The following is a 22,438-nucleotide window of genomic DNA, read 5'->3' as shown; positions in this document are numbered from 1 at the left end:
TCGGGCCTCGCCGTCCGGTCAGCCCTGCAGGGCCTCCTTCTTCGGCGGCTCGTCCGCACAGACCGCCGACACGAACTCCGCCACCCGGGACTGCGGCATCCCGCGCGCGATGTCCGCCTCGCTGATCATGCCGACCAGCTTGTGCTCCGGGTGGTTGATCACCGGCAGCCGACGCACCTGGTACTGCTCCATCACCCGCAGCACCTGCTCGCAGTCCTCGTCCGCCTCCACCGTCATCGGCCGCCCCTGGGCCAGTTCGCCCGCCGTCACCGTGGCCGGGTCGCGCCCCTCGGCGACGCAGCGCAGCACGATGTCGCGGTCGGTCACGATGCCCACCAGCTTGTCCTTCTCCCCGCAGATGGGCAGCGCGCCCACGTCCCGTTCCCGCATGATCCGGGCCGCGGCGGCGAGCGTCTCGTGCTCGCGGACGCACTCGGCCCCGGGGTGCATGATGTCGCCGGCTCTGGTCATGGTCCGCCTCCTGACCTGGCTTCCACCCCCCTCGTCCATCCTGGTCCGGCCCGGCGGCCGACGCCACCGGGCACCGCTCAGGACGCCGCCTCCTGCTGTCCGTCCGGTTCCGCCGCCCCACCCTCCGGGTCGGCGCCGTCCATCGGCGACCGGGTCAACACCTCCTCCAAGGGCGGGAGTTCGTGCTTGGGCAGCTCACGGCCGACCTCCACGTCCGGCACCTCACCGCGCTCCACCGCCTGCTCCGCCGACTTCGCGGCCGCGGCGACCGCGGCGGCCGCCAGCAGGTCCCGCTGCTGGGACTCGGTCGCGCTGTCCAGGAACCGCAGCAGCTCCACCGGGAACGGCAGCACCAACGTGGAGTTCTTCTCCGCCGCCACCTCCACCACGGTCTGCAGCAGCCGCAGTTGGAGCGCCGCCGGGGTCGCGCTCATCACCGCGGCCGCCTCCGACAACCGCTCCGAGGCCTGGTACTCGCCGTCCGCCGTGATGATCCGCGCGCGCCGCTCGCGCTCGGCCTCCGCCTGCCGCGCGATCGAGCGCTTCATCGACTCCGGCAGGGCGACGTCCTTGATCTCCACCCGGTCGATCTGGATCCCCCAGCCCAGCGCCGGGCTGTCGATCATCAACTCCAGCCCCTGGTTGATCGGTTCGCGGTTGGCCAGCAGGTCGTCCAGTTCGCTCTTGCCGATGATCGACCGCAGCGAGGTCTGCGCGACCTGGGAGATCGCGAAGTTGTAGTCCTGCACGTTGACGGTCGCCTTCACCGGGTCCTCGACCCGGAAGTAGACCACCGCGTCGACCCGCACGGTCACGTTGTCCCGGGTGATGCCCTCCTGCGCCGGGATCGGCATCGTCACGATCTGCACGTTCACCCGGCGCAGCCGGTCCGCGATCGGCATCAGCGCGACCAGCCCGGGCTCCCGGACCTCCTGCCGCACCCGGCCGAAGCGGAACACCACGCCCTTCTGGAACTGCTGGACCACCCGGATGCTCAGCCCCGCCCAGACCGCCCCCAGCCCGACCAGCCCCCCGAGGGCACCCAGCACCGCATCGACGATCATCGCGGCCTCCTCGCGGCCTCGGCGCACACCGGCGCGTCCGGCCACCGCCGACCCGGCCGGGCCGGGGGCCGCCGGAGCAACTGCTTCAACGCTACGCCTGCGCGAACATCGGTGAAGCGGACGCCCGGGACGCCCTAGGATCGGGGCCATGCAGCCGGCCCCCGCCGATGACCCGGACCACCCGCGCCACCCCGCCGAGGCCGCCGCCCGCGCCACCGGACTCGCCGACCTCGACCGGGTCGTCACCCACTGCCGGGCCTGCCCGCGCCTGGTCGCCTGGCGCGAGGAGACCGCCCGCACCAAGCGCCGCGCCTACCAGGACTGGGACTACTGGGCCCGTCCGATCCCCGGCTTCGGACCGCCCGACGCCCCGCTCGTCCTGGTCGGCCTCGCCCCCGCCGCCCACGGCGCCAACCGCACCGGCCGGATCTTCACCGGCGACCCCTCCGGCGACCTGCTCTACGCGGCCCTCCACGAGCTCGGGCTCACCAACCGCCCGGAGTCCGTCCGGCACGGCGACGGCCTGGAGCTGTACGGCGTCCGGATCACCGACCCGGTCCGCTGCGCCCCGCCCGACAACAAGCCCAGCACCGCCGAACGCGACACCTGCCGTCCCTGGATCACCCGCGAACTCCAGTTGCTGCGGCCCACCGTACGGACCGTGGTCGCCCTCGGCGGCTTCGCCTGGCAGGCGATGCTCCCGGTGATCGCCGACGCCGGCTGGACCGTCCCGCGCCCCCGCCCGGCCTTCGGCCACGCCGCCCGGGTCACCCTCCCGGCCCGCGACGGCGGCCCCGACCTCCAGCTGTACGGCTGCTACCACGTCAGCCCGCGCAACACGAACACCGGCCGACTGACCGTCCCGATGCTCCGCGACCTGCTGCGCGAGGCGGCACGCTCGGCGGGGCTCGACCCGAGCCGAACGTGAGCCGTTCGACCGATCCCGAGCACCCGAGGCCATGCCACAGCACTGCTGCGAAGAGATGACGACCCGCCTGGACCACCGGTGCGACCGGCACGAGGACCCGTTCGACTGCCCGGATGCGGTGATCCACCACTCGGCGAAGTTCCAGGAGTACGGACTCGTCATCCACGACGGCGGCAGATCGACGCTCGGCATCGTGTTCTGCCCGTGGTGCGGCCGTCGACTGCCTGAGTCCCAACGGGACCGCTGGTTCGACGAGCTCGAACGGCGGGGCATCTACCCGTGGGAGGACGAGCTCCCCGCCGAGTTCGAGGACGACCGCTGGCTCCGGCCGCCCGGCGGCTCCACCTCGTAGGTCCTGTCCGGCCGATCTCGCCGGGCAGGACCTAGCCGAACCGCGCCAGCTTCCGCCCCGAGGCCCCCGCCCACGCCTCCGGCAGCCGGCCCCGGGCCGTCTCGGCCGCCGCCAGCTGCCCCGCGTAGAGCACCCCGTACGCGAAGGCCTCGCCGTCCTCGGCCGCCTGTCCCGCCAGGGCCGCGGCGGCGACCACCGCGTCCTGGTGCTCGCCCAGGACCTCCTGGACTGCCTTCATCCGCTCGGCGAAACGTTCCGCCGCCGCGCCCACCGCGGGCGTCGCCGTCTCCCCCGCGTAGCGGGCCCGCTTGGCCGCCTTGCGGGCCTCGTGCAGGGCGCTGTCGCGTTCCGTGGGGCCGGCGGCGAGGGCGGTGTGCACCCGGTCCGCCGTCCGGTGCTGCTCACGGGCGGCGATCCGGGAGAGTTCGGGCGCGGCGGCGCGGGCGGCGCGCGGGCTCAGCGGCGGGTCGGCGAGCAGCGCGGTCAGTCCGGCGGTGAGGGAGCGTCGGCGGGCGCTGTCCAGGGCGGCGACCACCTCGGGCCGGACCCGGCGGTGCTCGGCCTCGCCCCACTGCTCCAGCGCGGCGGCGACCCGCTCCGGCCCGCAGGCGGCGGGCAGCTCGCGGGCCCGGGCGGCCAGCCGTTCGGCGAGCACCTCGCGGTCCCGGGCCCGGCCGAGCGCGGCACCCAGCCAGCGCAGGTCGGCGACCAGGGTGTCGGTGGCGCCGGGGGCGAGCAGCCGACGGAAGGTCCGCAGGGCGCTGCGCAGCCGCCGACAGGCGACCCGCATCCGGTGCACCGCGTCGGGTTCGTCCGCTCGCACGGCGTCGTCCAGGCCGGCCAGCACCACCGCCTGGGCCTCGATCCGGGCGAGCAGGACCTGTCCGACCGTGGTGTCGGGCCGCGCCATGAGCGTCCACCCCCTCGTCGGGGTCAGCGGGAGTGCCTTCCAGGCTAGTCGTGCGGTGGCGGCTGTCGAGCCCGCGCGCGACGTGAGGGGCCCGCACTCGAACGGAGTAGCGCACGCGCTCTCGTGCCCGGTGTAAGGACCATGGCATACTCCGGAGCGTGATGACCTCGACCCACACGACCAGGGCCCTGCGGGCCGCGGTGTTCACCGCGCTCGCCGTGCCGATGGCCGCGTTGGGCCAGGTGGTCATCACCGGTCGTCCGCTGCCGCTGTCGCTGGTGGCCACCGCGAGCGCCGTCGTCTTCCTGGTCGCGGCCGTGCTGGCCGGCGGGGAGCGGCGGATGCTGCACATCTCCGTCGTGATGGTGCCGGTCGAGCTGCTGCTCAACACCACGTTCAACCTGGGCCAGACCGGCTGTGGGCCGGTGCTGTCCGAGCACGTCTCCGCGCGCGGGGTGAACCTGCTGGTCTGCGGCGGCGGCTCGGTGGACGGCTCGCTGCTGGGCGGCCCACTGGGCCACGCCGGGGAGTTGGCGCCCGCCACGACCCAGTTGCTGCTGCTCTTCGTCCATCTGGTGATCGCGCTGGCGGCCTCGGCCTGGCTGCGGCTGGGCGACGCGGCGCTGTCCGGGCTGGCCCGGGCGCTGCGCGCGCTGCGCCAGTCGGTGGCCCGCCCGCTGCGGGCACTGCTCCTCCTGCTGCTGCCCGCCCCGGTCCGTCCGGTGCTGCGGGTGCCGCTGCCGGTGTCGGACCACGAGCGGCCGCGCCGCGAGGACGTGGTGCTGAGCCCGGCCCCCCGGCGTGGTCCGCCGGTCTTCGCGCCTGCCTGCTGAGTCCCCCGCCCCCGGCTCTCCCGAGTACGGTCCGGCGCGCCCGCAGGCAGTGCGCACAACTCCCGCGTAACCCGATCCCCGCCGCACCCCCCGTGCGGCCACCCGCGCGCACCTGCGCGCCGCGTACAGGAGTTGACTTCCCCATGGCTCAGGACAAGCCCACCAAGCGCGAGGCCAAGCTCATCAGCGCCCGCGAGCGGATCCAGGAGGCGCAGCGCCGCGAGCAGCAGGCCGCCAAGCGCCGTCAGCGGATCGTCGTCACCGTGTCGGCCGTCGTCGTGCTCGCCCTCGCGGGCGGTGTCGCGATCGCGATCAACTCGGCCTCGGGCAAGGACGACAAGGCCTCGGCCGCGTCCTCGAACGCCCCGCTGGTCGTCCCGGCGAACGCCACCGGCCCGAACGGCACGGTGATCACCTACGGCAAGGCCGACGCCCCGCACACCATGGAGGTCTACGAGGACTTCCGCTGCCCGGTCTGCAAGCACTTCGAGGCGGCGAACGGCCAGACGGTCAAGGAGCTCACCCAGGACGGCCAGATCAAGGTGGAGTTCCACCTGGCCGCCTTCCTGGACAAGAACCTGGGCGGCAAGGGCTCGCGCACCGCGCTGGCCGCCGCCGGGGCCGCGCTGAACGAGGGCGTGGACAAGTTCAAGGCCTTCCACGACGTGCTGTACGCCAACCAGCCGGACGAGCGCAGCGACGACTTCGGTGACGTCAACCACCTGCTGGACCTGGCCGGCCAGGTGCCCGGGCTGAAGACGGACGCCTTCGTGAAGGCGGTCACCGACAAGACCTACGCGCCGTGGGCGGCGAAGGTCGCCGACGCGTTCAACGACAGCGGCGTGACCGGCACCCCGACGGTCAAGGTGGACGGCAAGTCGATCAACCTGTTCGCGGGCAACACCACGGCGACGCCCGAGCAGTTCACCGCCCAGGTCAAGCAGGCCGCCGGCCTCCAGTAGGCCCCGCCCCGCCCCGCTCCCCTCGCACCGCACGGCACCACCGGTCCGGCCGAACTCCCGGCCGGACCGGCCCCTCCCAGCCAGCCACCGGAGTGTGCTGTCATGACCGCGACTACCGTGCACCCCTCCCGCCCCGCCCCCGACTCCCCCGACGCCGCCGGCCCGGGCCCGATCGGGGCGAGCCGGGCCTTCGCGCTCCTGGTGTTCCTCGCCGGACTCATCGGGCTGACCGCCTCGGCCGTCCTGACCTTCGACAAGCTCCGCCTGCTGGAGAACCCGTCGTACATCCCCAGCTGCAACATCAATCCGATCATCAGCTGCGGTTCGGTGATGCGCACCGAGGAGGCCGCGGTGTTCGGCTTCCCGAACTCGCTGCTCGGCCTGGCCGCCTTCGGCGCGCTGGCGGCGATCGGCGCGGGACTGCTGGCCGGCGCCGGGTACCGGCGCTGGTTCTGGCTGGGCCTGCAGGCCGGGACCACCCTGGGCATCGTGTTCACGCACTGGCTGATCGACCAGTCGCTGTACGGCATCGGCGCGCTCTGCCCGTACTGCATGGTGGTGTGGGCGACGACGGTGGTGCTGTTCTGGTACACCACGCTGCACAACCTGCGCACGGGGGTGATCCCGGTCGGACCGCGGCTGCGGACGGTCGTCCGGGAGGCGGCGCGCTACCACTGGGCGCTGCCGGTGCTGTGGGCGGCGGTGCTCGCCCTGCTGGTGCTCAACCGGTTCTGGTACTACTGGAGCACCCTGCTCTAGGAGCCCACTGGGCGCCCGCTATGAGCCGACGTACCCCGCCGAGTGCAGCAGCGCGGCGGCGCCGGTCCGCCGGGCCTCCAGGGCCCCGGTGAGCCGGTGCACCGCGCAGGGGTGCAGCAGGGCGGCGGCCCGGGCGGGGGTGAAGTAGCCGTGGTCGGCGATCTCCTCCGGCTGGAGCCGGACCACCGCGCCCGGCGCGACCGTGCCGCCGTCGAACGTGAAGTGCACGGCGGGGTGGGCGTGTTCGCCCTGGTCGGGGATCGCGTCCCGCCACTCGACCACCAGCAGCCGCAACTCCTCGACCGACAGCCCGGTCTCCTCCCGGAGTTCCCGGGCCGCGCACTCGGCCGGGCCCTCCCCCGGGTCCATCTCGCCGCCGGGCAACTGCCAGTGGTCGCGGTAACCGGCCTGCAGCAGCAGGACCTTGCCGTCCCGGTCGGTGAGCAGCACGCTGCACCCGATGTAGGCACGCACTATCCGGGAGAGCCACTCCTCCTCCGTGAGGGCCCAGGTCTCCGTCATCGCGCCTCCTCCGCCGGCTGCCGTCCGTCGCGGTCACTCTGCCGCGATCCCCGCCCCGGCAAAGGCGGTTGGTGCCTAATCCACCCGATCGGGTAGTCGGTCGGGCAGGCCTACCCGAAGACCGCCCGCCGGTAGGCGTTGCGCAGGTCGGTGAGCGGCTGGGTGACCCGGCTGTGGTGCACCTGGTTGGTGAGCAGCAGGGCCCAGCGGCCGAGCCGGCGGGAGACCCAGATCCCGGTGCCGGTGAAGCCGTAGTGGACGAAGGTGCCTTCGGCGGGTTCGGTGCCGGCCGCGACCAGCCAGGACAGGCCGCGGGCGGGGGCCAGGCCGCCGGTCTGCTCGCGCAGCGATTCGGTGATCCACGGTCCGCCCCAGGGCAGTCGGGCCGGCGGGTCGAGCAGGGCGGTGAGGAAGCGGGCGAGGTCGTGGGCGGTGGAGAAGGCGCCGGCGTTGCCGGAGACGCCGCCGAGCATCCGGGCGGAGGGGTCGTGCACGATGCCGCGCAGATGGGCGTCGATCGGCTCGTGGTACTCGGTGGGCGCGGTCCGGGCGGTCTCGGCGGCGCCCAGCGGACCGTAGCGGGTGTCGGTCATGCCGAGCGGCGACCAGGCCCAGCGTGCGGCGAGGGCGTCCAGCCGCGCCCCGCCGAGGTCCTCCACCAGGTAGCCGAGCAGCACGGCGGCGCGGTCGGTGTACTCGACGGCGGTGCCCGGCGCGCGGTGCAGCGGGGCGGCGATCACCCCGGCCCGGATCGCCGCGCGGTCCGGGCCGTAGAGCCGCTCGAAGCGGGTGTACGGGAGCAATCCAGCGGTGTGGGAGAGGAGTTGACGAACCGTCACGACACCCATCGGACGCCCGGCGGCGGGCGGCCACCAGCTGCCGAGGGGTTCGTCCAGCGGCAGTCGCCCGGACTGCCACAGCACTCCGGCGCACGGCCAGAGCGCCGTGACCTTGGTGAGGCTGGCGAGGTCGTAGAGGGTGTCCGGCCCGGCGGCGAGCCGCGCGTACGGGCCCTGCCCGAGGGTGCCGTGGCCACCGCCGCCGAGCGCGCCCCGGGCGTCGCCGACGGCCCAGACGGCGCCCGCGCCGACGGTGCGCACGCCCTCCGCGACCAGGCGGTCCAGTTCCCCGCCCGGCGCGGCCAGGGCGGGAAGGCGTTCGGCTTCGGGCGGTCGAGGGCTCACCAGGGCTGTCTACCCGGCGGGTGTGGCGCTCAGACCGCGGCGGTGAGTTCCTTGCCGAGGCAGATGCTCTGCGGGTGGTCCTTGTAGATCCCGAACTTGCGGATCGCCGCGTAGCCCTCGGAGCCGTACAGCGCGACGGCCTCGGGCTGCTCGGTGCCGGTCTCCAGGACCACCCGGGTGCGCCCGGCCTCGACGGCGGTGTCCTCCAGCCGGCGCAGCACCGCCCGGGCCAGGCCCCGGCCGCGGGCCTCGGGTATCACGAACATCCGCTTGAGCTCGGCGTCGCCGTCCCGCAGACCGTCCGGGCTGGTCCGCTTGGCCCGCCAGCCGCCGCAGGCGACCGGACGGCCGTCCAGGTAGGCGATCAGGAACAGGCCGGCCGGTGCCTCGAAGTCCGCGGGGTGCATGACGGTCTCGTCCGGGCTGCCGTAGCGGCGGACGTACTCCTGCTGCACCTCCGCCGCCAGGGCCTGGGCGTCGGGGTGGGCGTACCCGGTGATGCGGAACTCGACGGTACCGGTGGCCTGGGCGGCGGTGCTCTCCATGGGGGAAGAGCCTACGGCGTCATATCAACGACCCTCGAACCGGGCGAGCAGCTCGGTCTTGCCGAACATCGCGGCGGCGTCGACGGCGGACGGGACGCCGGCCTTCGGGTCGGCGCCGCCGGCCAGCAGGGCGTCGACGACGTCCACTCCGCCCTTGAACACGGCGCCGGCCAGCGGGGTCTGGCCCTTGTCGTTGGCGCGGTTCGGGTCGGCGCCGCGCTGGAGCAGAGCCTCGACCGTGGCGGCGTGGCCGTGGTAGGCGGCGAGCATCACCAGGGTGTCGCCGCTGCCGTTGGTGAGGTCGGCGGAGACGCCCGCGTCGAGGGCGGTGGCCAGGGTGGCGGTGTCGCCGGCCCGGGCGGCGTCGAAGAGCTTCCCGGCGAGCGCGATCACCTCGGCGTCGGGGGCATCGGTCATGGCGGGCTGCCTTTCCTGAGGACGGGCGGGGCTGGTGCGTACCGCACCGTAGCGGCCGGCGCCGGCCCGGGCCAGCGGGCGTCCGGATTCCGGACGCCCACCGCGCCGGTCCGGCCCGCGGCCCGCGGGCGGTGCGGAGGGTACGACGTGCGGCCACGCGGGTTGCGCCGCCATTCGAGCGAACTTCCGGGACCCCCCGGAAACTTCCCACCCACCCCCCGGGAATGCCTCGCGGCACCGAATCCACGCGCCATCCCTGCGGGACGAGGCCCCCACCCGGGCCGGTTCGCATACCTCCACCCGGCTTCCGGGGCGGCATTGAACGGCAGAACCACCCATTTGCGCCGTTCCATCATCTATTACTTTTTGTCACGATTAGGGCACTTTAAGTAACACTGTCCCCCGTCCCCCTCCCCGAGGAGCAGAAGTGATCCTCTCGATTTCCGGCATCGTCCTGTTCGGCACCATCGCCTTTCTGTTCTTCCGCAGGGACGGACTGAAGGTCTCCCACGCCATCGTCTGCGCCCTCTTCGGTTTCTACGTCGCCGGTTCCTCGATCGCCCCGAGCATCACCGCCGGCGGTGCCAGCCTGGCGAGCCTGCTCGGCGGCATTCGGTTCTAGCCGCCACTCCCCCACCGGCCCGGGCGCGGATCCCACCGCCCCGGGCCCCGTCGTACCGCCGAGCAGTCCCCCCTCACCCCACCCGTCCCACTCGTCCGGGGAGTCATGGAATGCCGCTCCACCGCCATCTCGGCAAGGGCCGCGAGTTCGCCCGAACCGCCGGGGACCACGCCACCGACATGTTCGCCCCGCTCGCCGTGATCGGCCGCGGGCTGCGCCACCACGCCGGCTGGGCCAAGGGCCGCTGGCAGGCCACCCCCAAGGAGCGCCGCGGCCCGACGCTGTTCCTGTCCGCCGCGATGCTGGTCGGCATCTACCTGCTGCCGCACGGCCTGCTGTTCGCGCTGGTCGCCCTGATGGCCAGCGCCGCCTGGGCCGGCCGGGCCCCCAAGGCGGCGCCCGCCCCGCCCGCGCCCGACGTGGCCGACGTCAAGCTCGGCGCCCTCTACTCGGCCCTCACGCCCTACCTGTGCGGCCCCGAGGACGCCAACCCGCTGTACCACTTCGAGGGCAGCTACAAGAACGCCTTCAGCTCCTGGGAGTTCGACGGCGAGGGCCGGCTCTCCCGGCTGGAGCTGGGCTACCCCGCATACTTCACCGACACCGAGCCGACCGCCCGGGCCCGGATCGAGCAGGTCGTCCAGGGCAAGGCCGGCCGGGCCCGGGAGTACCGCTTCGACTGGGACGAGGAGTCCAACCGGCTGCGGATCACCGCGCTGGCCCCGCTGCCCACCGACATCGCCGCCCAGCGCTTCGTGGCCGCCCCCGGCGAGATCGTGCTCGGCTTCACCGACGAGGACGGCACCGCCCGCACCATCCCGGTCCACCAGGGCGGCACCACCGCCCAGCAGCCGCCGGTGATCTGGCGCACCGGCCCGCGCTCCTCCGAACCGCACCTGCTGGCGCTCGGCGTCGCCGGGTACGGCACCTCCAGCCTGGTCCGCTCGATCGCGCTCCAGGTGCTCCCGTACGCCGACCTGATGGTGATCGACGGCGCCGGGACCGGCGAGCACGCCTGCCTGGTGAACCGGCCCGGCGTGCACACCGTGGAGACCAGCCTGCACGGCGCGCTGGCCGCGCTGGACTGGGCCGCGCAGGAGACCGAGCGCCGACTCGCCGCGCTCAACACCGCCCGGCACACCGGCGCGACCCTGCCGGAGGACGTCACCCGGCCGCTGTGGCTGCTGCTGGACCACCCCACCGAGCTGGGCGAGCTGGCCCACGCCGAGGGCCGTCCGGACCCGCAGGAGCTGCTGGAGCTGCCGCTGCGGCACGGCCGGGCCGCCCGGGTCACCGTGGTGATCGCCGACGACGTCGAGGCCGCCGACCGGATCACCCCGACCGTCCGGGCCACCACCCGGGCCCGGGTGCTGCTCGGCCCGGCCACCCCCGAGGACGGCCACGCCGTGCTCGGCGCACCGCTGGACATCGTGCCCGCCGCGCACGCCCCGGTCGGCCGCGGCTACGCCCGGATCGGCAACGGCTCCCCGGTCCGGCTCCAGGTCCCGGCCACCGTCGACCCGCTGGACGAGGACGCCCCGGCCCCGCTGCGGGACGCGGTGATCGCCCTGCTGCCGCACCGCGACAGCCGGACCGAGCCCGCCTCCGACGCCCCGCCGCGCCCGGACCGCCCACCGGTCGTCCCCGCCGACACCGTCCCGCCCGTACACTCGATCGACCTCGGCAAGACGGAGCCGATGATCCGGTCCCGACCGATCTCCTGACCGCCCGCTCCCCCGGGGGCGACGGAGGCCGCGGAATCCCGTCCCGGTACGCTCGTCACAGAAAGTCCGCACGATCACCAGATGTGAAATAGGTGACACCCGGGGTGATATCACCGTCCAGATGTGACAAATCGGGCGTTGATGGGTACAAACAGGGGCGGCACAACAGACGACGCATGTCCCGGGACGGGAATCTTCGTCGGAAGCCGAGCGTTGACCGAACGACGAAGAACAGCGACCACTAGTCCTGTGGGCCATAAGCCCGGGAGGCACGATTCATGAGCGAGCGAGCTCTCCGCGGCACGCGACTCGGGGCCACTAGCTACGAGACCGACCGTGGTATCGATCTGGCTCCCCGCCAGACCGTCGAGTACGCATGTCAGAACGGACACCGATTCGAGGTTCCTTTCTCGGTCGAGGCGGAGATCCCCCAGACCTGGGAATGCCGCTTCTGCGGCCAGGAGGCGATGCTCCTCGACGGTGACGAGCCGGAGGAGAAGAAGGTCAAGCCCACGCGCACCCATTGGGACATGCTGATGGAGCGCCGGACGCGCGAGGAGCTGGAGGAGGTGCTGGCCGAGCGGCTGGCCGTGCTCCGCTCCGGTGGGATGAACCTCGCGGTGCACCCGCGGGACACCCGCAAGAGCGCCTGACAACCTCGCTCCCGCCACGCGCGGGAGGACGCGAAAAGGGACCCTGGTCACCAGGGTCCCTTTCGCGTTGCCGGGCCTCGTCCCGCCCGGGCGGGACGCTCAGCCGGTGATCGGCGGGCGGTAACCGGTGTCCGGGCCCTGCGGACCGCGCGGGCCGGCGTCCGGATCGACCACCTCGCCCTGGACCACCTTGCCGTCCGGGCGGTGGATCCGCAGCTGCTCCTGCAGCCGCATCGCGTCCGCGAACGGATCGGTGCCCGCGCCGGCCGTGCTGCGGATCGCCTTGTCCGCGACCCGGCGGCCGACGGACCGCCACAGCGCCCGGGTCGGCGGGAACAGCAGGGTCAGGGCGACCAGGTCGGACAGGAAGCCCGGGATGATCAGCAGCAGCCCGGCCAGCACCGTCATGCTGGTCCCGGTCTGCGGCTGCTCGGACTGCGGGTTCTTGCTCTGCTCGATCGCCGCCGACAGCGCCTTCAGGCCCGCCCGCTTGATCAGCGAGCCGCCGATCAGGCCGCCGCCGATGAGCAGCAGCAGGACGGCGAAGCCGCCCAGCCACGAGCCCACCAGGACCAGCAGCCAGATCTCCAGCACCAGCCAGGCGGTGATCAGCAGCGGCAGCACCCGGCGCAGCCTGCTACGCGGGGCCGGACGGGTCGGGGTAGCTTGCTGGGTCACGGTACGAATCCACTCCAGGCGGTGCTCTGCGCGCCGCACGGGAGGTCCGGGCCGGCTACGGCACCACCTGGTCCAACGATTCCCCGGCGGCCGGTGTTCCGTCCACGGCCTTCCGGCGGCGGCCGACCAGCACGGCCGCGGCGCAGGCCAGCAGGCCGCCGATCGCCAGCGTCCACTCCGGGACGGCGCCGATCCGGTCGGCCACCGTGGTGCCGTCGCGCAGCGGGACGGTGGCCGACAGCTCGGCCGGGGTCAGCTCCGCGGTGCGCTGCTCGACGGTGCCGTCCGGGGCGATCACCGCGCTGATCCCGCTGGTGGCGGCGATCAGCACGGCCCGACCGTGCTCGACGGCGCGCAGCCGGCTCATCGCGAGCTGCTGCTCGGGCTGGCCGGTCTTCGCGTAGGTCGCGTTGTTGGTCTGCACCACCAGCACCCGGGCGCCGCTGTCCACGGTGTCCCGGACGATCTCGTCGTAGGCCACCTCGAAGCAGATCACGTCGCCGATCCTGGCCGGGCCGAGCTGCATCACGCCGTTGTGGTCGCCGGGGTAGAAGTCGCGGGCGACCCGCTGGAGGCGGGTGATCACCTTCATCAGCTGGGCGCGGAACGGCACGTACTCGCCGAACGGGACGGGGTGCTGCTTGGTGTAGGAGGCGCCGGGGCCGGTGACCGGGTCCCAGACGATGCCCTCGTTCTGGACGTGCTGGGCGTCCGGGCCGTCCACCAGGGTGCCGACCAGGGTGGGCACGCCGACGGCCTTGACCGCCTCGTCGATCCGCTGGCGGGCCAGCGGGTCGCTGAACGGGTCGAGGTCGGAGGAGTTCTCCGGCCAGATCACCACGTCGGGCTTCGGCACCTTGCCGGCCTGGACGTCGGCGGCGAGGCGCTCGGTGGCCGAGGCGTGGTTGTTGAGCACCATCATCGGGCGGCCGAGGAAGTCCATCCCCGGGTTGGGCACGTTGCCCTGGACGATGGCGACCTTCACGGTGTCGGCCGCGGCGGTCGGCACCGGGACGAGGTAGCCGGCCAGCAGGGCGGCCACCGCGCCGAGCGCCGCCAGCGCGGCCGCCTTCGGCGCCCGACCCGGTCCGCGCAGGCGCAGCGTCGCCCAGGCGAGCAGGGTGCCGGAGAGCGCGACGGCGAAGGTCACCAGCGGCGCGCCGCCGAGCGCGGCCAGCGGGGTGTACGGGGTCGCGGTGTTGGCGAAGGCCAACCGGCCCCAGGGGAAGCCGCCGAGCGGCAGCCGGTCGCGCGCCCACTCCTGGGTGACCCACAGCGCGGCCGCCCAGAGCGCCCAGCCGGGCAGCCTGGAGGTGAGCGCCAGCGCGCCGCCGAGCAGGGCCAGGAACAGCGCCTCGATGACCGACAGGCCGACCGTGGCGTCCCAGCCGACCACCCGCAGCCAGCTGAGCAGCATCAGGAAGAACGGGAAGCCGAAGGCGAAGCCCGTCCAGGCGCCCTGACGGAAGGTGCGGCCCCGGGTGAGCAGCGACAGCGCGGCGACGCCGAGCAGCGACAGCGGCCACAGGTCGTACGGCGGGAAGGCGAGCGCGAGCAGCAGGCCGGCCAGCGCGGCGAGGCCGGTGCGCGGCAGCCCGGCGCGGACCTTGGCGAGTACGCGGGCGACGAGGCCGGGTTTCGGGGCCGGTTCCGGCTGCTCGGGAGCGGTCCCGGACCGCTCCTGGGTGACGGGCATGGCCACCGGCGCACCATCTTCCTGGGGCTTGCTGTTCGGACGCTGTGCGAAGAAGGTACCCCGGAAGGTCGGAATCGCGTGAGGTCAGGGTGCTGGGGCCGGCCCGTCAGCGCTCCGCGTAGTGGAACCGCGCCAGCGGCCAGTGGTCGGTGAGCCAGTCGTGGACGGCCCGGTGGAGCGGGGCGTCGAGTTCGGCGCGGTCGGCGCGGACCCAGGAGCTGACCGAGACCGTGGCCGGGTCCTCCCGGTCCGGGTAGACGTAGACGCAGCCGATCACCTCGTCGCGGTCCGGCTCCAGGACGGTGTAGGTGAAGCCCCGGCGGGCCTCGAAGTCGGCGGCGTGCCGGCGCAGATCGGCGAGGTTCTCCTCGGCGGACATGCCGTCGGCGGGCGGCCAGCCGCGGCCGGCCCAGCCGGGAGTGGCGCGGATGTGCTCCACGCTGCCCGTCCAGGCGGCGTGGTCGGAGGCGTTGTGCCGCTCGCCCAGGGGCTCCAGGCGGAACCCCGGGGCGAGCAGCTCGCGCGGGACGGTGAAGTCGGCGGGCACCAGTGCGGTCATGGCGGTCAACCTACGGGGCCGCGGCCCACCGGCTCACCCGGTTCTACCGCTGGTGGACGGTGCGGCCGCGGACCACCGTGCGCAGGCAGACCGGCAGTTCGCGGCCCGGGGTGAGGTCGGGCAGGCCCGGGGTGCCGGAGCGCGGGTCGGTGGACCAGCCGGCCACCCGGGAGTCGGGCGCCTGGACGACGAGCTCCTCGGCGGCCCAGATCGCGTAGTTGGCGATCGCGCCGGGCACCAGCACGCCGTCGTGGTCGCGGCCGATCGCGCGCCAGCCGCCGCGGGTGTGGGCGGTGAAGGCGGCGCGGACCGAGATCCGGTGCTCCAGGGTCCGGTGGAAGGCCGCGGCGCGCACGGTGCCCCAGGGGTCGAGCGGGGTGACCGGGGCGTCCGAGCCGAAGGCCAGCGGGACGCCGGCCCGCAGCAGCGCGGCGTACGGGTTGAGGCCGGCGGCCCGCTCGGCGCCCAGGCGCTGCACGTACATGCCGTCCGGGCCGCCCCAGGCGGCGTCGAAGGCGGGCTGCACGGAGGCGGTCAGGCCGAGCTCGGCGAAGGCGGCGATGGCCTTGTCGTCCATCGCCTCGGCGTGCTCGACCCGGTGGCGCAGCGCCCTGACCCGGTCCGCGCCGACCCGCTCGCCGGCCGCCCGGACGCCCTCGACGACGGCGCTGATGGCCGCATCGCCGATGGCGTGGAAGCCGGCCTGCAGCCCGGCCTCGGTGCAGGCGGCGACGTGGTCGGCGACCTGTTCGGCGGTCAGGTAGGCGGTGCCGGTGTGCTCGGCGTCCACGTAGGGGGCGTGCAGGCAGGCGGTGTGCGAGCCCAGCGCGCCGTCCACGAAGAGGTCGCCGCCGACGCCGGTCGCGCCGATCCGTCGGGCCGTCTCCACGCCGCCCAACTCGCCCCAGTAGCCGATGACTTCGGGGCCCTCACCGTCGGCGGCCAGGGCCAGCAGGGCGGCCAGGTCCTGCTCCGAGGAGATCTCCGGGCCGGCGCACTCGTGCAGGGCGCCGATGCCGAGTTCGGCGGCCCGGGCCAGGGTGGCGCGCTGGGCGCGGCGGCGCTGCTCGGGGGTGAGGCGGGCCAGCGCGGTCTGCCGGACGGCGTGGTGGGCGTCCTTGGTGAGCGGGCCGTCGGCGTCGAAGCCGGGCCGCTCGGCGAGGCCCTCGGTGAGGGTGCGCAGCGCGGTGGTGGCGAGCGCGGAGTGCACGTCGGTGCGGGAGAGGTAGAGCGCGGCACCGCGGGCGGCGTCGTCCAGTTCGGCGCGCGTGGGCGGGCGGCCCTCGGGCCAGCCGGTCTCGTCCCAGCCGTGGCCGATCAGCACACCGCCGGGCTCGGGCCGCGCCTCGACGAAGGCGGTGACGGCGGCCAGGGTGGCGGCCAGCGAGGGGCTGCCGGTGAGGTCGAGGCCGGTGAGCGCCAGTCCGGTGGCGGTGGCGTGCACATGGGCGTCGACGAAGGCGGGGGTGACCAGGGCGCCGTCCAGCTCGACGATCTCGTCGGCGGTCGCGGCGTAGGCCTCGGCGGCGCCGTCGCTGCCGACCCAGGCGATGTGCCCGCCCTCCACGAGCATCGCGGTGGCGAAGGGGTCGGCGGGGCTGTAGACGGCGCCGCCGCGCAGCAGGACGGTCCGGGAGGTGCTTTCGGTCATGCGGCTAAGTCTGCACCTCACCGGGTCCGACTCAGAGCTTCGGGGGTCGGGCCTCGTAGGGAGTGGAGAGCACCACGGTGGTGCGGGTGGAGACTCCGGCGGCGCTGCGGATGCGGGCGAGCAGGTCCTCCAGGTCGCCGGGGGCACCGACGCGCACCTTGAGGATGTAGTTCTCGTCGCCGGCGACGCTGTGACAGGCCTCGATCTCGGGCAGCCCGGCCAGTCGCTCCGGGGTGTCGTCCGGAGCGCTGGGGTCGAAGGGCTTGACCGAGATGAACGCGGTCAGCGCCAGGTCGACGGCGTCGGGGTCGATGATCGCGGTGTAGCCGCGGATCACCCCGCGCTGTTCCAGGCGGCGCACCCGTTGGTGCACCGCCGAGGTGGACAGGCCGGTGGCCTTGCCCAGGTCCGTGTAGCTCATCCGGCCGTCTTCCAGAAGCAGCTGGACGATGCGTTGGTCGAGATCCTCCACAGTGCGCAAACCTACCCGGTCGGGAGCACGGGGGGCGCACGCGGTGGCACGCGGTGGGATTGCAGGTGTCAGAAGGGCAAGTGCCGGGTGAATGTGGCGGGCGGTGTGGCCAAGGACACACCCGGTGCATCGCGGTGCACAACTCCGCAGGGTTATGAGCGCGAATGGCAGGGAAGTGCTGGTTGTGGCCCCAGAGCGACCACGCCGGGCCCGATCCTAGGGGGATCCTCATGCCTGCTACTGACCAGCGCGTGCTGGCCGCCGACGAGACCGACGAACTGACCGGCCGCGACGACCTCGCGGTCGACCACGTGCCGGGCGTCGACCCCGGCGAGGCCGAGTACTGGGACATCTTCCGAGTCCACTGCCCCGAGTGCCGTCGTCCGATCGCCCTGGTGGCGGACGAGGAGCGGCTGCCGCAGCACGCCCTGCTGCCCACCGCCTGGGACCCCTTCGCCCCCGCGATCTGCCCGGGTTCGGGCATCCCGACCGACGACCTGGCCGAGGTGGAGGCCCCGGAGGACGCCGAACCGACCGGGTTCGCCGCGCTGTTGCTCAAGCTGCCGAGCGGACTCGACTGGCGCACCCAGCCGTTCTCGCACGCGCTGGTGCACCGGCCGCTGCGCGACGCGGCGGCCGCCGTCGCCGCGGCCGTGCCGCTGGCCACCATCCCGGAGCAGCGCCGGCGGCTCGCGCGGCGCTGACTGCCGCCGGGTGTCGGCGAGTTGACGCAGCGTCGGACGACATGGAATCGCCCCCGGCCGTCACTCCGCACCCTGGAGTGACGGCCGGGGGCCGTTTCGGGGAGGGCTGCTCGGCCCTCGGGCTTTGGGTCGGGCCTTGCTCCGGCCCTCGGTTCGGGCCTTGCTCCGGCCCTTGGTTCAGCCCTCGGTTCGGGCCTCGGTTCAGCCCTTGGTGAGGTGGCGGCCGATCACCAGGCGCTGGATCTGGTTGGTGCCCTCGACGATCTGCAGCACCTTGGCCTCGCGCATGTAGCGCTCGGCCGGGAAGTCCTGGGTGTAGCCGTAGCCGCCGAGCACCTGCACGGCGTCGGTGGTCACCCGCATCGCCGTGTCGGTGCAGAACAGCTTGGCCATCGCCGCCTCCTTGGAGAACGGCCGGCCCGCGTCCCGCAGCCGGGCCGCGGTGAGGTACAGCGAACGCCCGGCCTCGATCTGGGTGGCCATGTCGGCGAGCATGAAGGACAGGCCCTGGAACTCGGCGATCGGGCGGCCGAACTGGCGGCGGGTGCGGGCGTAGTCGACCGCGAGGTCGAGCGCGGCCTGGGCGACGCCGATCGCGCAGGCGGCGATGCCGAGGCGGCCGGAGTCCAGCGCGGCGAGCGCGATCTGGAAGCCCTGGCCCTCCTCGCCGATCAGCCGCTCGGCGGGCACCCGGGCGCCGTCGAAGTGCAGTTGGGCGGTCGGCGAGGAACGCATGCCCATCTTGTGCTCCGGCGGCGCGGCCGACAGGCCCTGCTGGGTACCGGGGACGAGCAGGCAGCTGATGCCCTTGGGGCCGTCCACGCCGGTGCGCACCAGGGCGCTGTAGAAGTCGGCCTGGCCACCGTGGGTGATCCACGCCTTGGTGCCGTTGACCACGTACTCGCCGCCGTCGAGGTCGGCGCGGGTGCGCAGGGCCGCCGCGTCCGAGCCGGACTGCGGCTCGGAGAGGCAGTAGGCCCCGAGCTGGTCGCCGGAGAGCATGCCGGGCAGCCACTGCTCGCGCTGCTCGTCGCTGCCGAAGGTGGCCAGCGCGTGGCAGGACAGGGTGTGCACGCTGACGCCGAGGCCGACGGCCAGCCAGCCCGACGCGAGCTCCTCCAGTACCTGGAGGTAGACCTCGTAGGGCTGCGCGCCGCCGCCGTACCGCTCGTCGTACGGGAGGGAGAGCAGGCCGGCCTCGCCGAGGGTGCGGAAGACCTCCCGGGGGAAGCGGCCCGCGGCCTCGTCCTCCGCCGCGCGCGGCTGGAGCTCGCGCTGGACCAGGTCGCGGGTGAGGCTCAGCAGCTCGCGGGCCTCCTCGCTGGGCAGCTGGCGCTCCACGGCTTTCACGGGGGAGGGGGTCATGGCGAGGGTCGCCTCCAAGATCGGGCGCCGGCCCGGGGTGGCGGGTGGTCCGGCGCGGGTGTGGCAGGTCGGCCCGACCGGCACCGGGTTGCGGTGAACGGCCGTTCACAGGCGTGGCGAAGGCGAGTATGCCCGAAACCCGCGCTGCCGTCACGACCTGCACCGATGAACTGGACGCAGTGGTGGGCTACGGCACCGTAGGGTTGACGTTGTGGCTGCATCCGGAACCGCCCCCTCCCCCCGTCCGCCCGCTCCCGCCGGCCCGCTGACCGGGCGCGACGCCGTCGACGCCGTCCGTGTCGTCGACCCGCTGGCCGCGCTGGCCGGGGAACTGCGCGCGCTGCCGCCGTCCTGCGGGCCGGTGCGACTGGTCGCGGTGGACGGGCACGCGGGCTCCGGCAAGACCACCTTCGCCGGGCGGCTGGCGGCGGCACTCGGCGGGGCGCCGGTGGTCCACCTCGACGACCTGGCCACCCACGACGAGCTCTTCGGCTGGACCGGCCGGCTGCGCGAACAGGTGCTGGAGCCGCTGGCGGCCGGCCGGGACGCCGACCACCGGGTGTACGACTGGACGCTGCGCCGCTTCGCGGGCACCGCCCGGGTGCCGGTCGCCCCGGTGGTGCTGGTGGAAGGGGTCGGGGCCGGGCGCCGGGAGGTGCGGCCGTGGCTGGCCCGGGTGATCTGGATGGAACTGGAGGCCGCCGCGGCCCGGCGCCGGGGCGAGCAGCGGGACGGACCGGAACTCGCCGGATTCTGGGCGGGTTGGGCCCGCGCGGAGGCGGCGCACTTCGCCGCCGACCCGAGCCGCCCGTACGCCGAGACGCGGGTCGACGGGGTGACCGGACGGATCCTGACGGGCACCGTCGGTGAGCCTTCGATCAGGCCCTTGACCTGCGACATCACCAGGATCTAGGTTCTCCTCAGCCGCCGGAACCCACCGTTCCGGCCGCCTCGGACCCGGCGTCCCCGGCTTGTTCCCCCGTGAGCCGGGGGCGCCGCCCGGTCCCCCCGACTGCCCGTCGGTCAGCGGTGTTTCGGCCATTTCCCTGCTCAACCACCGTGTGCGCGATCGCATTTGACCCCGTTCGGCACCCTTCCGGATCAGCCCCGCGCCGGTACGATTCCCGGTAGGCGCATATGCGCCCCGGGGGCTCGACGACCACCGGCCCGGCTGCGCACAGGCGATCCGCCGGCCGAGCCCCGGGCCACACCGCGGGGGGCGTGAGTGACGACGGTGGACAGTTCCGACAGCACGGCGGGCGGCCCGGACCGGCTCGCCGACCGGGCCTGGCTGCGGGCCATGGACGCCTACACGGCGGGTGCCTACACCCGGGCCGAGGAGGAGTTCCGGGCGGCCGTCCGGCTGGACCCGGGCATGGCCGACGCCTGGCTCGGACTGCACGCGCTGCGCAGCGACACCTCGGCGGCACTGCTGGCCATGTACCGCAACCAGAACCGCTTCGGCGAGCAGCGGCGGCTGCACCGGCGCCCGCTCAGTTCCTGGTACTGGCTGGGCTGGTGGGTGCAGCCGGTGCTGGAGGACGTCCGTGACCTCGCGTTGGCGCACGCCTCGCACTGGCTGGACGGCCGCCACCTGACCGAGCTGGACCGGGCGTTGGAGCAGTGCCCGGCGCCGAGCGAGGACCCGTCCGCGCAGTTCCTGTACGCCTGCCGCTCCTATCTGCTCAAGGACTGGGAGCAGTTGATCCGGGACACCGACCACCTGCTGGACGACCCGCTGTTGGGCATCGAGGCCGGACTGTTCGCCGGGATGGCCCGGGTCCGGCTGGACATGTGCGCCCAGGCGCAGGGGCCGCTGGCCGCCTCGCTGGCGCGCTGCCGCTCCGAGCAGCCCCAGCGCAAGGAGCTGCGCTACTGGCTGGCCCGGGCGTACGAGGGGGCCGGGCGCAGCGCGGCGGCCCTGCCGCTCTACCGCGCGGTGCACCGGGCCGACCCGGCGTTCATGGACACCTCGGCCCGACTGGCGGCGATCTCCGCGGAGGACGCGCTCGCGGACGGGCTGCTCGCCGAGGGGCGCCCGGGCGGGCCGGACGGCACAGGGCTGGAGGGCACCGGGCTGGAGGGCACCGGGCTGGACCCGGCCGGGCTGGACGGGACCGGGCTGGACGGCACCGGTCCGGGCGGTCAGCCGGGCCTCCAGGACGACCCCGGGTACGCCGAAGACCCGCTCTACGACGCCGGGTTCGGCACCGTCCCGGCCGGCGGCCCCTCGGTGGACGCGACACTGGTGGACGGCCCGCTCGCCGGGCCGGCCCAGGAGCCGGGCACCGCGCCGGCGGACGGCGCCCCGCAGCCGACCGGCGAGCGCTCCGGCTCGGGCGCCCCGACGGTACCCACCGCCCCGACCGCACCGCTGCCGCTGCCCGTGCGCGGCGAGGCCCAGCCCCGCGCCGTCGCCCTTCCGGCGCCCCGCCCGGTGGCCAGCGAAAGGGAGTTGGACGCCGCCCTGGCCGAACTCTCGCTGATGGTGGGACTGGAGCCGGTCAAGCGCCAAGTGCGGGCGCTCTCAGCCCAGTTGAGGATGTCCCGACTGCGGGCCGAGCAGGGCCTGCCGGTCCAGCCGCCGAAGCGGCACTTCGTCTTCTCCGGCCCCTCCGGCACCGGCAAGACCACCGTGGCCCGGATCCTCGGCCGGGTCTTCCACGCCCTCGGCCTGCTCTCCGGCGACCACCTGGTGGAGGCCCAACGCGCCGACCTGGTGGGCGAGTTCCTCGGCCAGACCGCGGTCAAGGCGAACGAGCTGATCGACTCCGCGCTGGACGGCGTGCTGTTCATCGACGAGGCCTACAGCCTCTCCAACTCCGGCTACACCAAGGGCGACGCGTACGGCGACGAGGCGCTCCAGGTGCTGCTCAAGCGGGCCGAGGACAACCGGGACCGGCTGGTGGTGATCCTGGCCGGCTACCCCGAGGGGATGAACCGGCTGCTCGCCACCAACCCCGGCCTCAACTCCCGCTTCACCACCCGGGTCGACTTCCCCAGCTACCGGCCGAACGAGCTGACCGCGATCGGCGCGGCGCTGGCCGGCCGGGACGGCGACGGCTGGGACGAGGACGCCGCCGAGGAGCTGGCCAGCATCTGCGTCCACGTGGTGCGCGAGGGCTGGATCGACGAACTGGGCAACGGCCGGTTCATCCGCACCCTGTACGAGAAGTCCTGCGCCTACCGGGACCTGCGGCTGTCGCTGCTGCGCGAGCCGCCCGGCCGGGAGGACCTGGCCACCCTGCGACTGCCGGACCTGGTGCAGGCGTACGGGGAGCTGATCGACGGCCGGGGCTGAGGCCCACGGAGCAGGCTGAGGGCCGGGAGCCGGGGCCGGAGCCGGGCCGCGGGGCCGAAGCCCACG

24 protein-coding genes are annotated in these 22,438 nt (G+C 74.2%); 11 read left to right on the top strand and 13 right to left on the bottom strand.

The features are described from left to right. Window positions 1-18: 18 nt before the first annotated feature. Together ACIP4P_RS26095 and ACIP4P_RS26090 are read right to left on the bottom strand one after the other, a co-directional pair. Window positions 19-471, bottom strand: a complete 453-nt coding sequence (locus tag ACIP4P_RS26095; RefSeq protein ID WP_400922282.1) for a CBS domain-containing protein — start codon at window positions 469-471, stop codon at window positions 19-21. Between the two features lie 77 nt (window positions 472-548). Then, on the bottom strand, window positions 549-1,535 hold the full coding sequence (locus ACIP4P_RS26090) for a slipin family protein (protein ID WP_400922280.1): 987 nt from the start codon (window positions 1,533-1,535) through the stop codon (window positions 549-551). Window positions 1,536-1,683: 148 nt separating this feature from the next. On the opposite strand from ACIP4P_RS26090, the gene ACIP4P_RS26085 reads away from it, so the two are divergent. Beyond that, window positions 1,684-2,463, top strand: a complete 780-nt coding sequence (locus ACIP4P_RS26085; protein WP_400922278.1) for a uracil-DNA glycosylase — start codon at window positions 1,684-1,686, stop codon at window positions 2,461-2,463. 31 nt (window positions 2,464-2,494) lie between these two features. Beyond that, complete coding sequence (locus ACIP4P_RS26080; protein WP_400922276.1) at window positions 2,495-2,815, top strand: DUF6980 family protein; 321 nt, start codon at window positions 2,495-2,497, stop codon at window positions 2,813-2,815. A gap of 31 nt (window positions 2,816-2,846) precedes the next feature. Here the strand turns inward: ACIP4P_RS26080 and ACIP4P_RS26075 are convergent, their stop codons facing one another. Beyond that, window positions 2,847-3,725, bottom strand: coding sequence for a CHAD domain-containing protein (locus ACIP4P_RS26075; protein WP_400922274.1), 879 nt, complete (start codon window positions 3,723-3,725; stop codon window positions 2,847-2,849). A gap of 161 nt (window positions 3,726-3,886) precedes the next feature. Between ACIP4P_RS26075 and ACIP4P_RS26070 the strand changes: the two genes are divergently transcribed. From ACIP4P_RS26070 to ACIP4P_RS26060, 3 genes are all read left to right on the top strand, one after another. Further along, window positions 3,887-4,558 carry a hypothetical protein gene (locus ACIP4P_RS26070; RefSeq protein WP_350517535.1) on the top strand — a complete coding sequence of 224 codons (672 nt, stop codon included), beginning with the start codon at window positions 3,887-3,889 and terminating at the stop codon, window positions 4,556-4,558. A gap of 143 nt (window positions 4,559-4,701) precedes the next feature. Then, window positions 4,702-5,520, top strand: a complete 819-nt coding sequence (locus ACIP4P_RS26065; RefSeq protein ID WP_400922270.1) for a thioredoxin domain-containing protein — start codon at window positions 4,702-4,704, stop codon at window positions 5,518-5,520. A gap of 102 nt (window positions 5,521-5,622) precedes the next feature. Then, window positions 5,623-6,279: a vitamin K epoxide reductase family protein gene (locus tag ACIP4P_RS26060; RefSeq protein WP_400922269.1), complete on the top strand. Its 657-nt coding sequence runs from the start codon at window positions 5,623-5,625 to the stop codon at window positions 6,277-6,279. Between the two features lie 18 nt (window positions 6,280-6,297). Here the strand turns inward: ACIP4P_RS26060 and ACIP4P_RS26055 are convergent, their stop codons facing one another. The 4 genes from ACIP4P_RS26055 to ACIP4P_RS26040 form a co-directional block, all read right to left on the bottom strand. Continuing rightward, complete coding sequence (locus ACIP4P_RS26055; protein WP_400922267.1) at window positions 6,298-6,801, bottom strand: NUDIX domain-containing protein; 504 nt, start codon at window positions 6,799-6,801, stop codon at window positions 6,298-6,300. Between the two features lie 110 nt (window positions 6,802-6,911). After that, on the bottom strand, window positions 6,912-7,985 hold the full coding sequence (locus tag ACIP4P_RS26050; RefSeq protein WP_400922265.1) for a serine hydrolase domain-containing protein: 1,074 nt from the start codon (window positions 7,983-7,985) through the stop codon (window positions 6,912-6,914). 29 nt (window positions 7,986-8,014) lie between these two features. Beyond that, window positions 8,015-8,530: a GNAT family N-acetyltransferase gene (locus tag ACIP4P_RS26045; RefSeq protein WP_350517530.1), complete on the bottom strand. Its 516-nt coding sequence runs from the start codon at window positions 8,528-8,530 to the stop codon at window positions 8,015-8,017. 24 nt (window positions 8,531-8,554) lie between these two features. Further along, window positions 8,555-8,947: an ankyrin repeat domain-containing protein gene (locus tag ACIP4P_RS26040; RefSeq protein WP_400922262.1), complete on the bottom strand. Its 393-nt coding sequence runs from the start codon at window positions 8,945-8,947 to the stop codon at window positions 8,555-8,557. Window positions 8,948-9,374: 427 nt separating this feature from the next. Here ACIP4P_RS26040 and ACIP4P_RS26035 point away from each other — a divergent pair, with 427 nt between their 5' ends. From ACIP4P_RS26035 to ACIP4P_RS26025, 3 genes are all read left to right on the top strand, one after another. Beyond that, window positions 9,375-9,569, top strand: coding sequence for a hypothetical protein (locus ACIP4P_RS26035; protein WP_097238968.1), 195 nt, complete (start codon window positions 9,375-9,377; stop codon window positions 9,567-9,569). A gap of 110 nt (window positions 9,570-9,679) precedes the next feature. Continuing rightward, window positions 9,680-11,293, top strand: coding sequence for a hypothetical protein (locus ACIP4P_RS26030; RefSeq protein WP_400922260.1), 1,614 nt, complete (start codon window positions 9,680-9,682; stop codon window positions 11,291-11,293). 278 nt (window positions 11,294-11,571) lie between these two features. Further along, complete coding sequence (locus ACIP4P_RS26025; RefSeq protein ID WP_350517527.1) at window positions 11,572-11,946, top strand: RNA polymerase-binding protein RbpA; 375 nt, start codon at window positions 11,572-11,574, stop codon at window positions 11,944-11,946. 99 nt (window positions 11,947-12,045) lie between these two features. Here ACIP4P_RS26025 and fxsA read toward each other — a convergent pair whose 3' ends face one another. From fxsA to ACIP4P_RS26000, 5 genes are all read right to left on the bottom strand, one after another. Then, entirely contained in the window at window positions 12,046-12,624 is a 579-nt protein-coding gene (fxsA, locus tag ACIP4P_RS26020; RefSeq protein WP_400922257.1) for an FxsA family membrane protein, read from the bottom strand. A 55-nt stretch (window positions 12,625-12,679) separates the two neighbouring features. Continuing rightward, the gene (gene lnt / locus ACIP4P_RS26015; RefSeq protein ID WP_400922255.1) at window positions 12,680-14,320 is read right to left on the bottom strand and encodes an apolipoprotein N-acyltransferase; all 1,641 of its coding nucleotides are present in this window, start codon (window positions 14,318-14,320) and stop codon (window positions 12,680-12,682) included. Between the two features lie 106 nt (window positions 14,321-14,426). Then, window positions 14,427-14,879: an N-acetyltransferase gene (locus ACIP4P_RS26010; protein WP_350517524.1), complete on the bottom strand. Its 453-nt coding sequence runs from the start codon at window positions 14,877-14,879 to the stop codon at window positions 14,427-14,429. Window positions 14,880-14,922: 43 nt separating this feature from the next. Further along, window positions 14,923-16,530, bottom strand: coding sequence for an amidohydrolase (locus ACIP4P_RS26005; RefSeq protein ID WP_400922253.1), 1,608 nt, complete (start codon window positions 16,528-16,530; stop codon window positions 14,923-14,925). Between the two features lie 31 nt (window positions 16,531-16,561). Next, window positions 16,562-17,002, bottom strand: a complete 441-nt coding sequence (locus ACIP4P_RS26000) for an Lrp/AsnC family transcriptional regulator (protein WP_045694655.1) — start codon at window positions 17,000-17,002, stop codon at window positions 16,562-16,564. Between the two features lie 230 nt (window positions 17,003-17,232). Here ACIP4P_RS26000 and ACIP4P_RS25995 point away from each other — a divergent pair, with 230 nt between their 5' ends. Further along, window positions 17,233-17,706 (top strand): hypothetical protein, encoded by a 474-nt coding sequence (locus ACIP4P_RS25995; RefSeq protein ID WP_350517522.1) that lies wholly within the window; start codon window positions 17,233-17,235, stop codon window positions 17,704-17,706. Window positions 17,707-17,907: 201 nt separating this feature from the next. On the opposite strand, the gene ACIP4P_RS25990 is transcribed toward ACIP4P_RS25995, so the two are convergent. Further along, on the bottom strand, window positions 17,908-19,071 hold the full coding sequence (locus ACIP4P_RS25990; RefSeq protein ID WP_400922250.1) for an acyl-CoA dehydrogenase family protein: 1,164 nt from the start codon (window positions 19,069-19,071) through the stop codon (window positions 17,908-17,910). 265 nt (window positions 19,072-19,336) lie between these two features. Between ACIP4P_RS25990 and ACIP4P_RS25985 the strand changes: the two genes are divergently transcribed. Then, window positions 19,337-19,984 (top strand): uridine kinase, encoded by a 648-nt coding sequence (locus ACIP4P_RS25985; protein WP_400922330.1) that lies wholly within the window; start codon window positions 19,337-19,339, stop codon window positions 19,982-19,984. Between the two features lie 387 nt (window positions 19,985-20,371). Beyond that, a complete protein-coding gene (locus ACIP4P_RS25980) occupies window positions 20,372-22,372 on the top strand; it encodes an AAA family ATPase (RefSeq protein WP_400922328.1) in 2,001 nt (666 codons plus the stop codon). Window positions 22,373-22,438: the final 66 nt, after the last annotated feature.

It is taken from the genome of Kitasatospora sp. NPDC089509 (assembly GCF_044749365.1).
Lineage (GTDB): Bacteria > Actinomycetota > Actinomycetes > Streptomycetales > Streptomycetaceae > Kitasatospora.
The sequence above is the reverse complement of the archived record's forward strand: the minus strand, read 5'-3'. Positions and strand labels throughout refer to the sequence as shown.

Bases quoted from the DNA above. Each gene is read 5' to 3' on its own strand.
- ACIP4P_RS26095 (WP_400922282.1), bottom strand. From the start codon at position 471: ATGACCAGAGCCGGCGACATCATGCACCCCGGGGCCGAGTGCGTCCGC.
- ACIP4P_RS26090 (WP_400922280.1), bottom strand. From the start codon at position 1,535: ATGATCGTCGATGCGGTGCTGGGTGCCCTCGGGGGGCTGGTCGGGCTG.
- ACIP4P_RS26085 (WP_400922278.1), top strand. From the start codon at position 1,684: ATGCAGCCGGCCCCCGCCGATGACCCGGACCACCCGCGCCACCCCGCC.
- ACIP4P_RS26080 (WP_400922276.1), top strand. From the start codon at position 2,495: ATGCCACAGCACTGCTGCGAAGAGATGACGACCCGCCTGGACCACCGG.
- ACIP4P_RS26075 (WP_400922274.1), bottom strand. From the start codon at position 3,725: ATGGCGCGGCCCGACACCACGGTCGGACAGGTCCTGCTCGCCCGGATC.
- ACIP4P_RS26070 (WP_350517535.1), top strand. From the start codon at position 3,887: ATGACCTCGACCCACACGACCAGGGCCCTGCGGGCCGCGGTGTTCACC.
- ACIP4P_RS26065 (WP_400922270.1), top strand. From the start codon at position 4,702: ATGGCTCAGGACAAGCCCACCAAGCGCGAGGCCAAGCTCATCAGCGCC.
- ACIP4P_RS26060 (WP_400922269.1), top strand. From the start codon at position 5,623: ATGACCGCGACTACCGTGCACCCCTCCCGCCCCGCCCCCGACTCCCCC.
- ACIP4P_RS26055 (WP_400922267.1), bottom strand. From the start codon at position 6,801: ATGACGGAGACCTGGGCCCTCACGGAGGAGGAGTGGCTCTCCCGGATA.
- ACIP4P_RS26045 (WP_350517530.1), bottom strand. From the start codon at position 8,530: ATGGAGAGCACCGCCGCCCAGGCCACCGGTACCGTCGAGTTCCGCATC.
- ACIP4P_RS26040 (WP_400922262.1), bottom strand. From the start codon at position 8,947: ATGACCGATGCCCCCGACGCCGAGGTGATCGCGCTCGCCGGGAAGCTC.
- ACIP4P_RS26030 (WP_400922260.1), top strand. From the start codon at position 9,680: ATGCCGCTCCACCGCCATCTCGGCAAGGGCCGCGAGTTCGCCCGAACC.
- ACIP4P_RS26025 (WP_350517527.1), top strand. From the start codon at position 11,572: ATGAGCGAGCGAGCTCTCCGCGGCACGCGACTCGGGGCCACTAGCTAC.
- lnt (WP_400922255.1), bottom strand. From the start codon at position 14,320: ATGCCCGTCACCCAGGAGCGGTCCGGGACCGCTCCCGAGCAGCCGGAA.
- ACIP4P_RS26010 (WP_350517524.1), bottom strand. From the start codon at position 14,879: ATGACCGCACTGGTGCCCGCCGACTTCACCGTCCCGCGCGAGCTGCTC.
- ACIP4P_RS26005 (WP_400922253.1), bottom strand. From the start codon at position 16,530: ATGACCGAAAGCACCTCCCGGACCGTCCTGCTGCGCGGCGGCGCCGTC.
- ACIP4P_RS25995 (WP_350517522.1), top strand. From the start codon at position 17,233: ATGCCTGCTACTGACCAGCGCGTGCTGGCCGCCGACGAGACCGACGAA.
- ACIP4P_RS25990 (WP_400922250.1), bottom strand. From the start codon at position 19,071: ATGACCCCCTCCCCCGTGAAAGCCGTGGAGCGCCAGCTGCCCAGCGAG.
- ACIP4P_RS25980 (WP_400922328.1), top strand. From the start codon at position 20,372: ATGGACGCCTACACGGCGGGTGCCTACACCCGGGCCGAGGAGGAGTTC.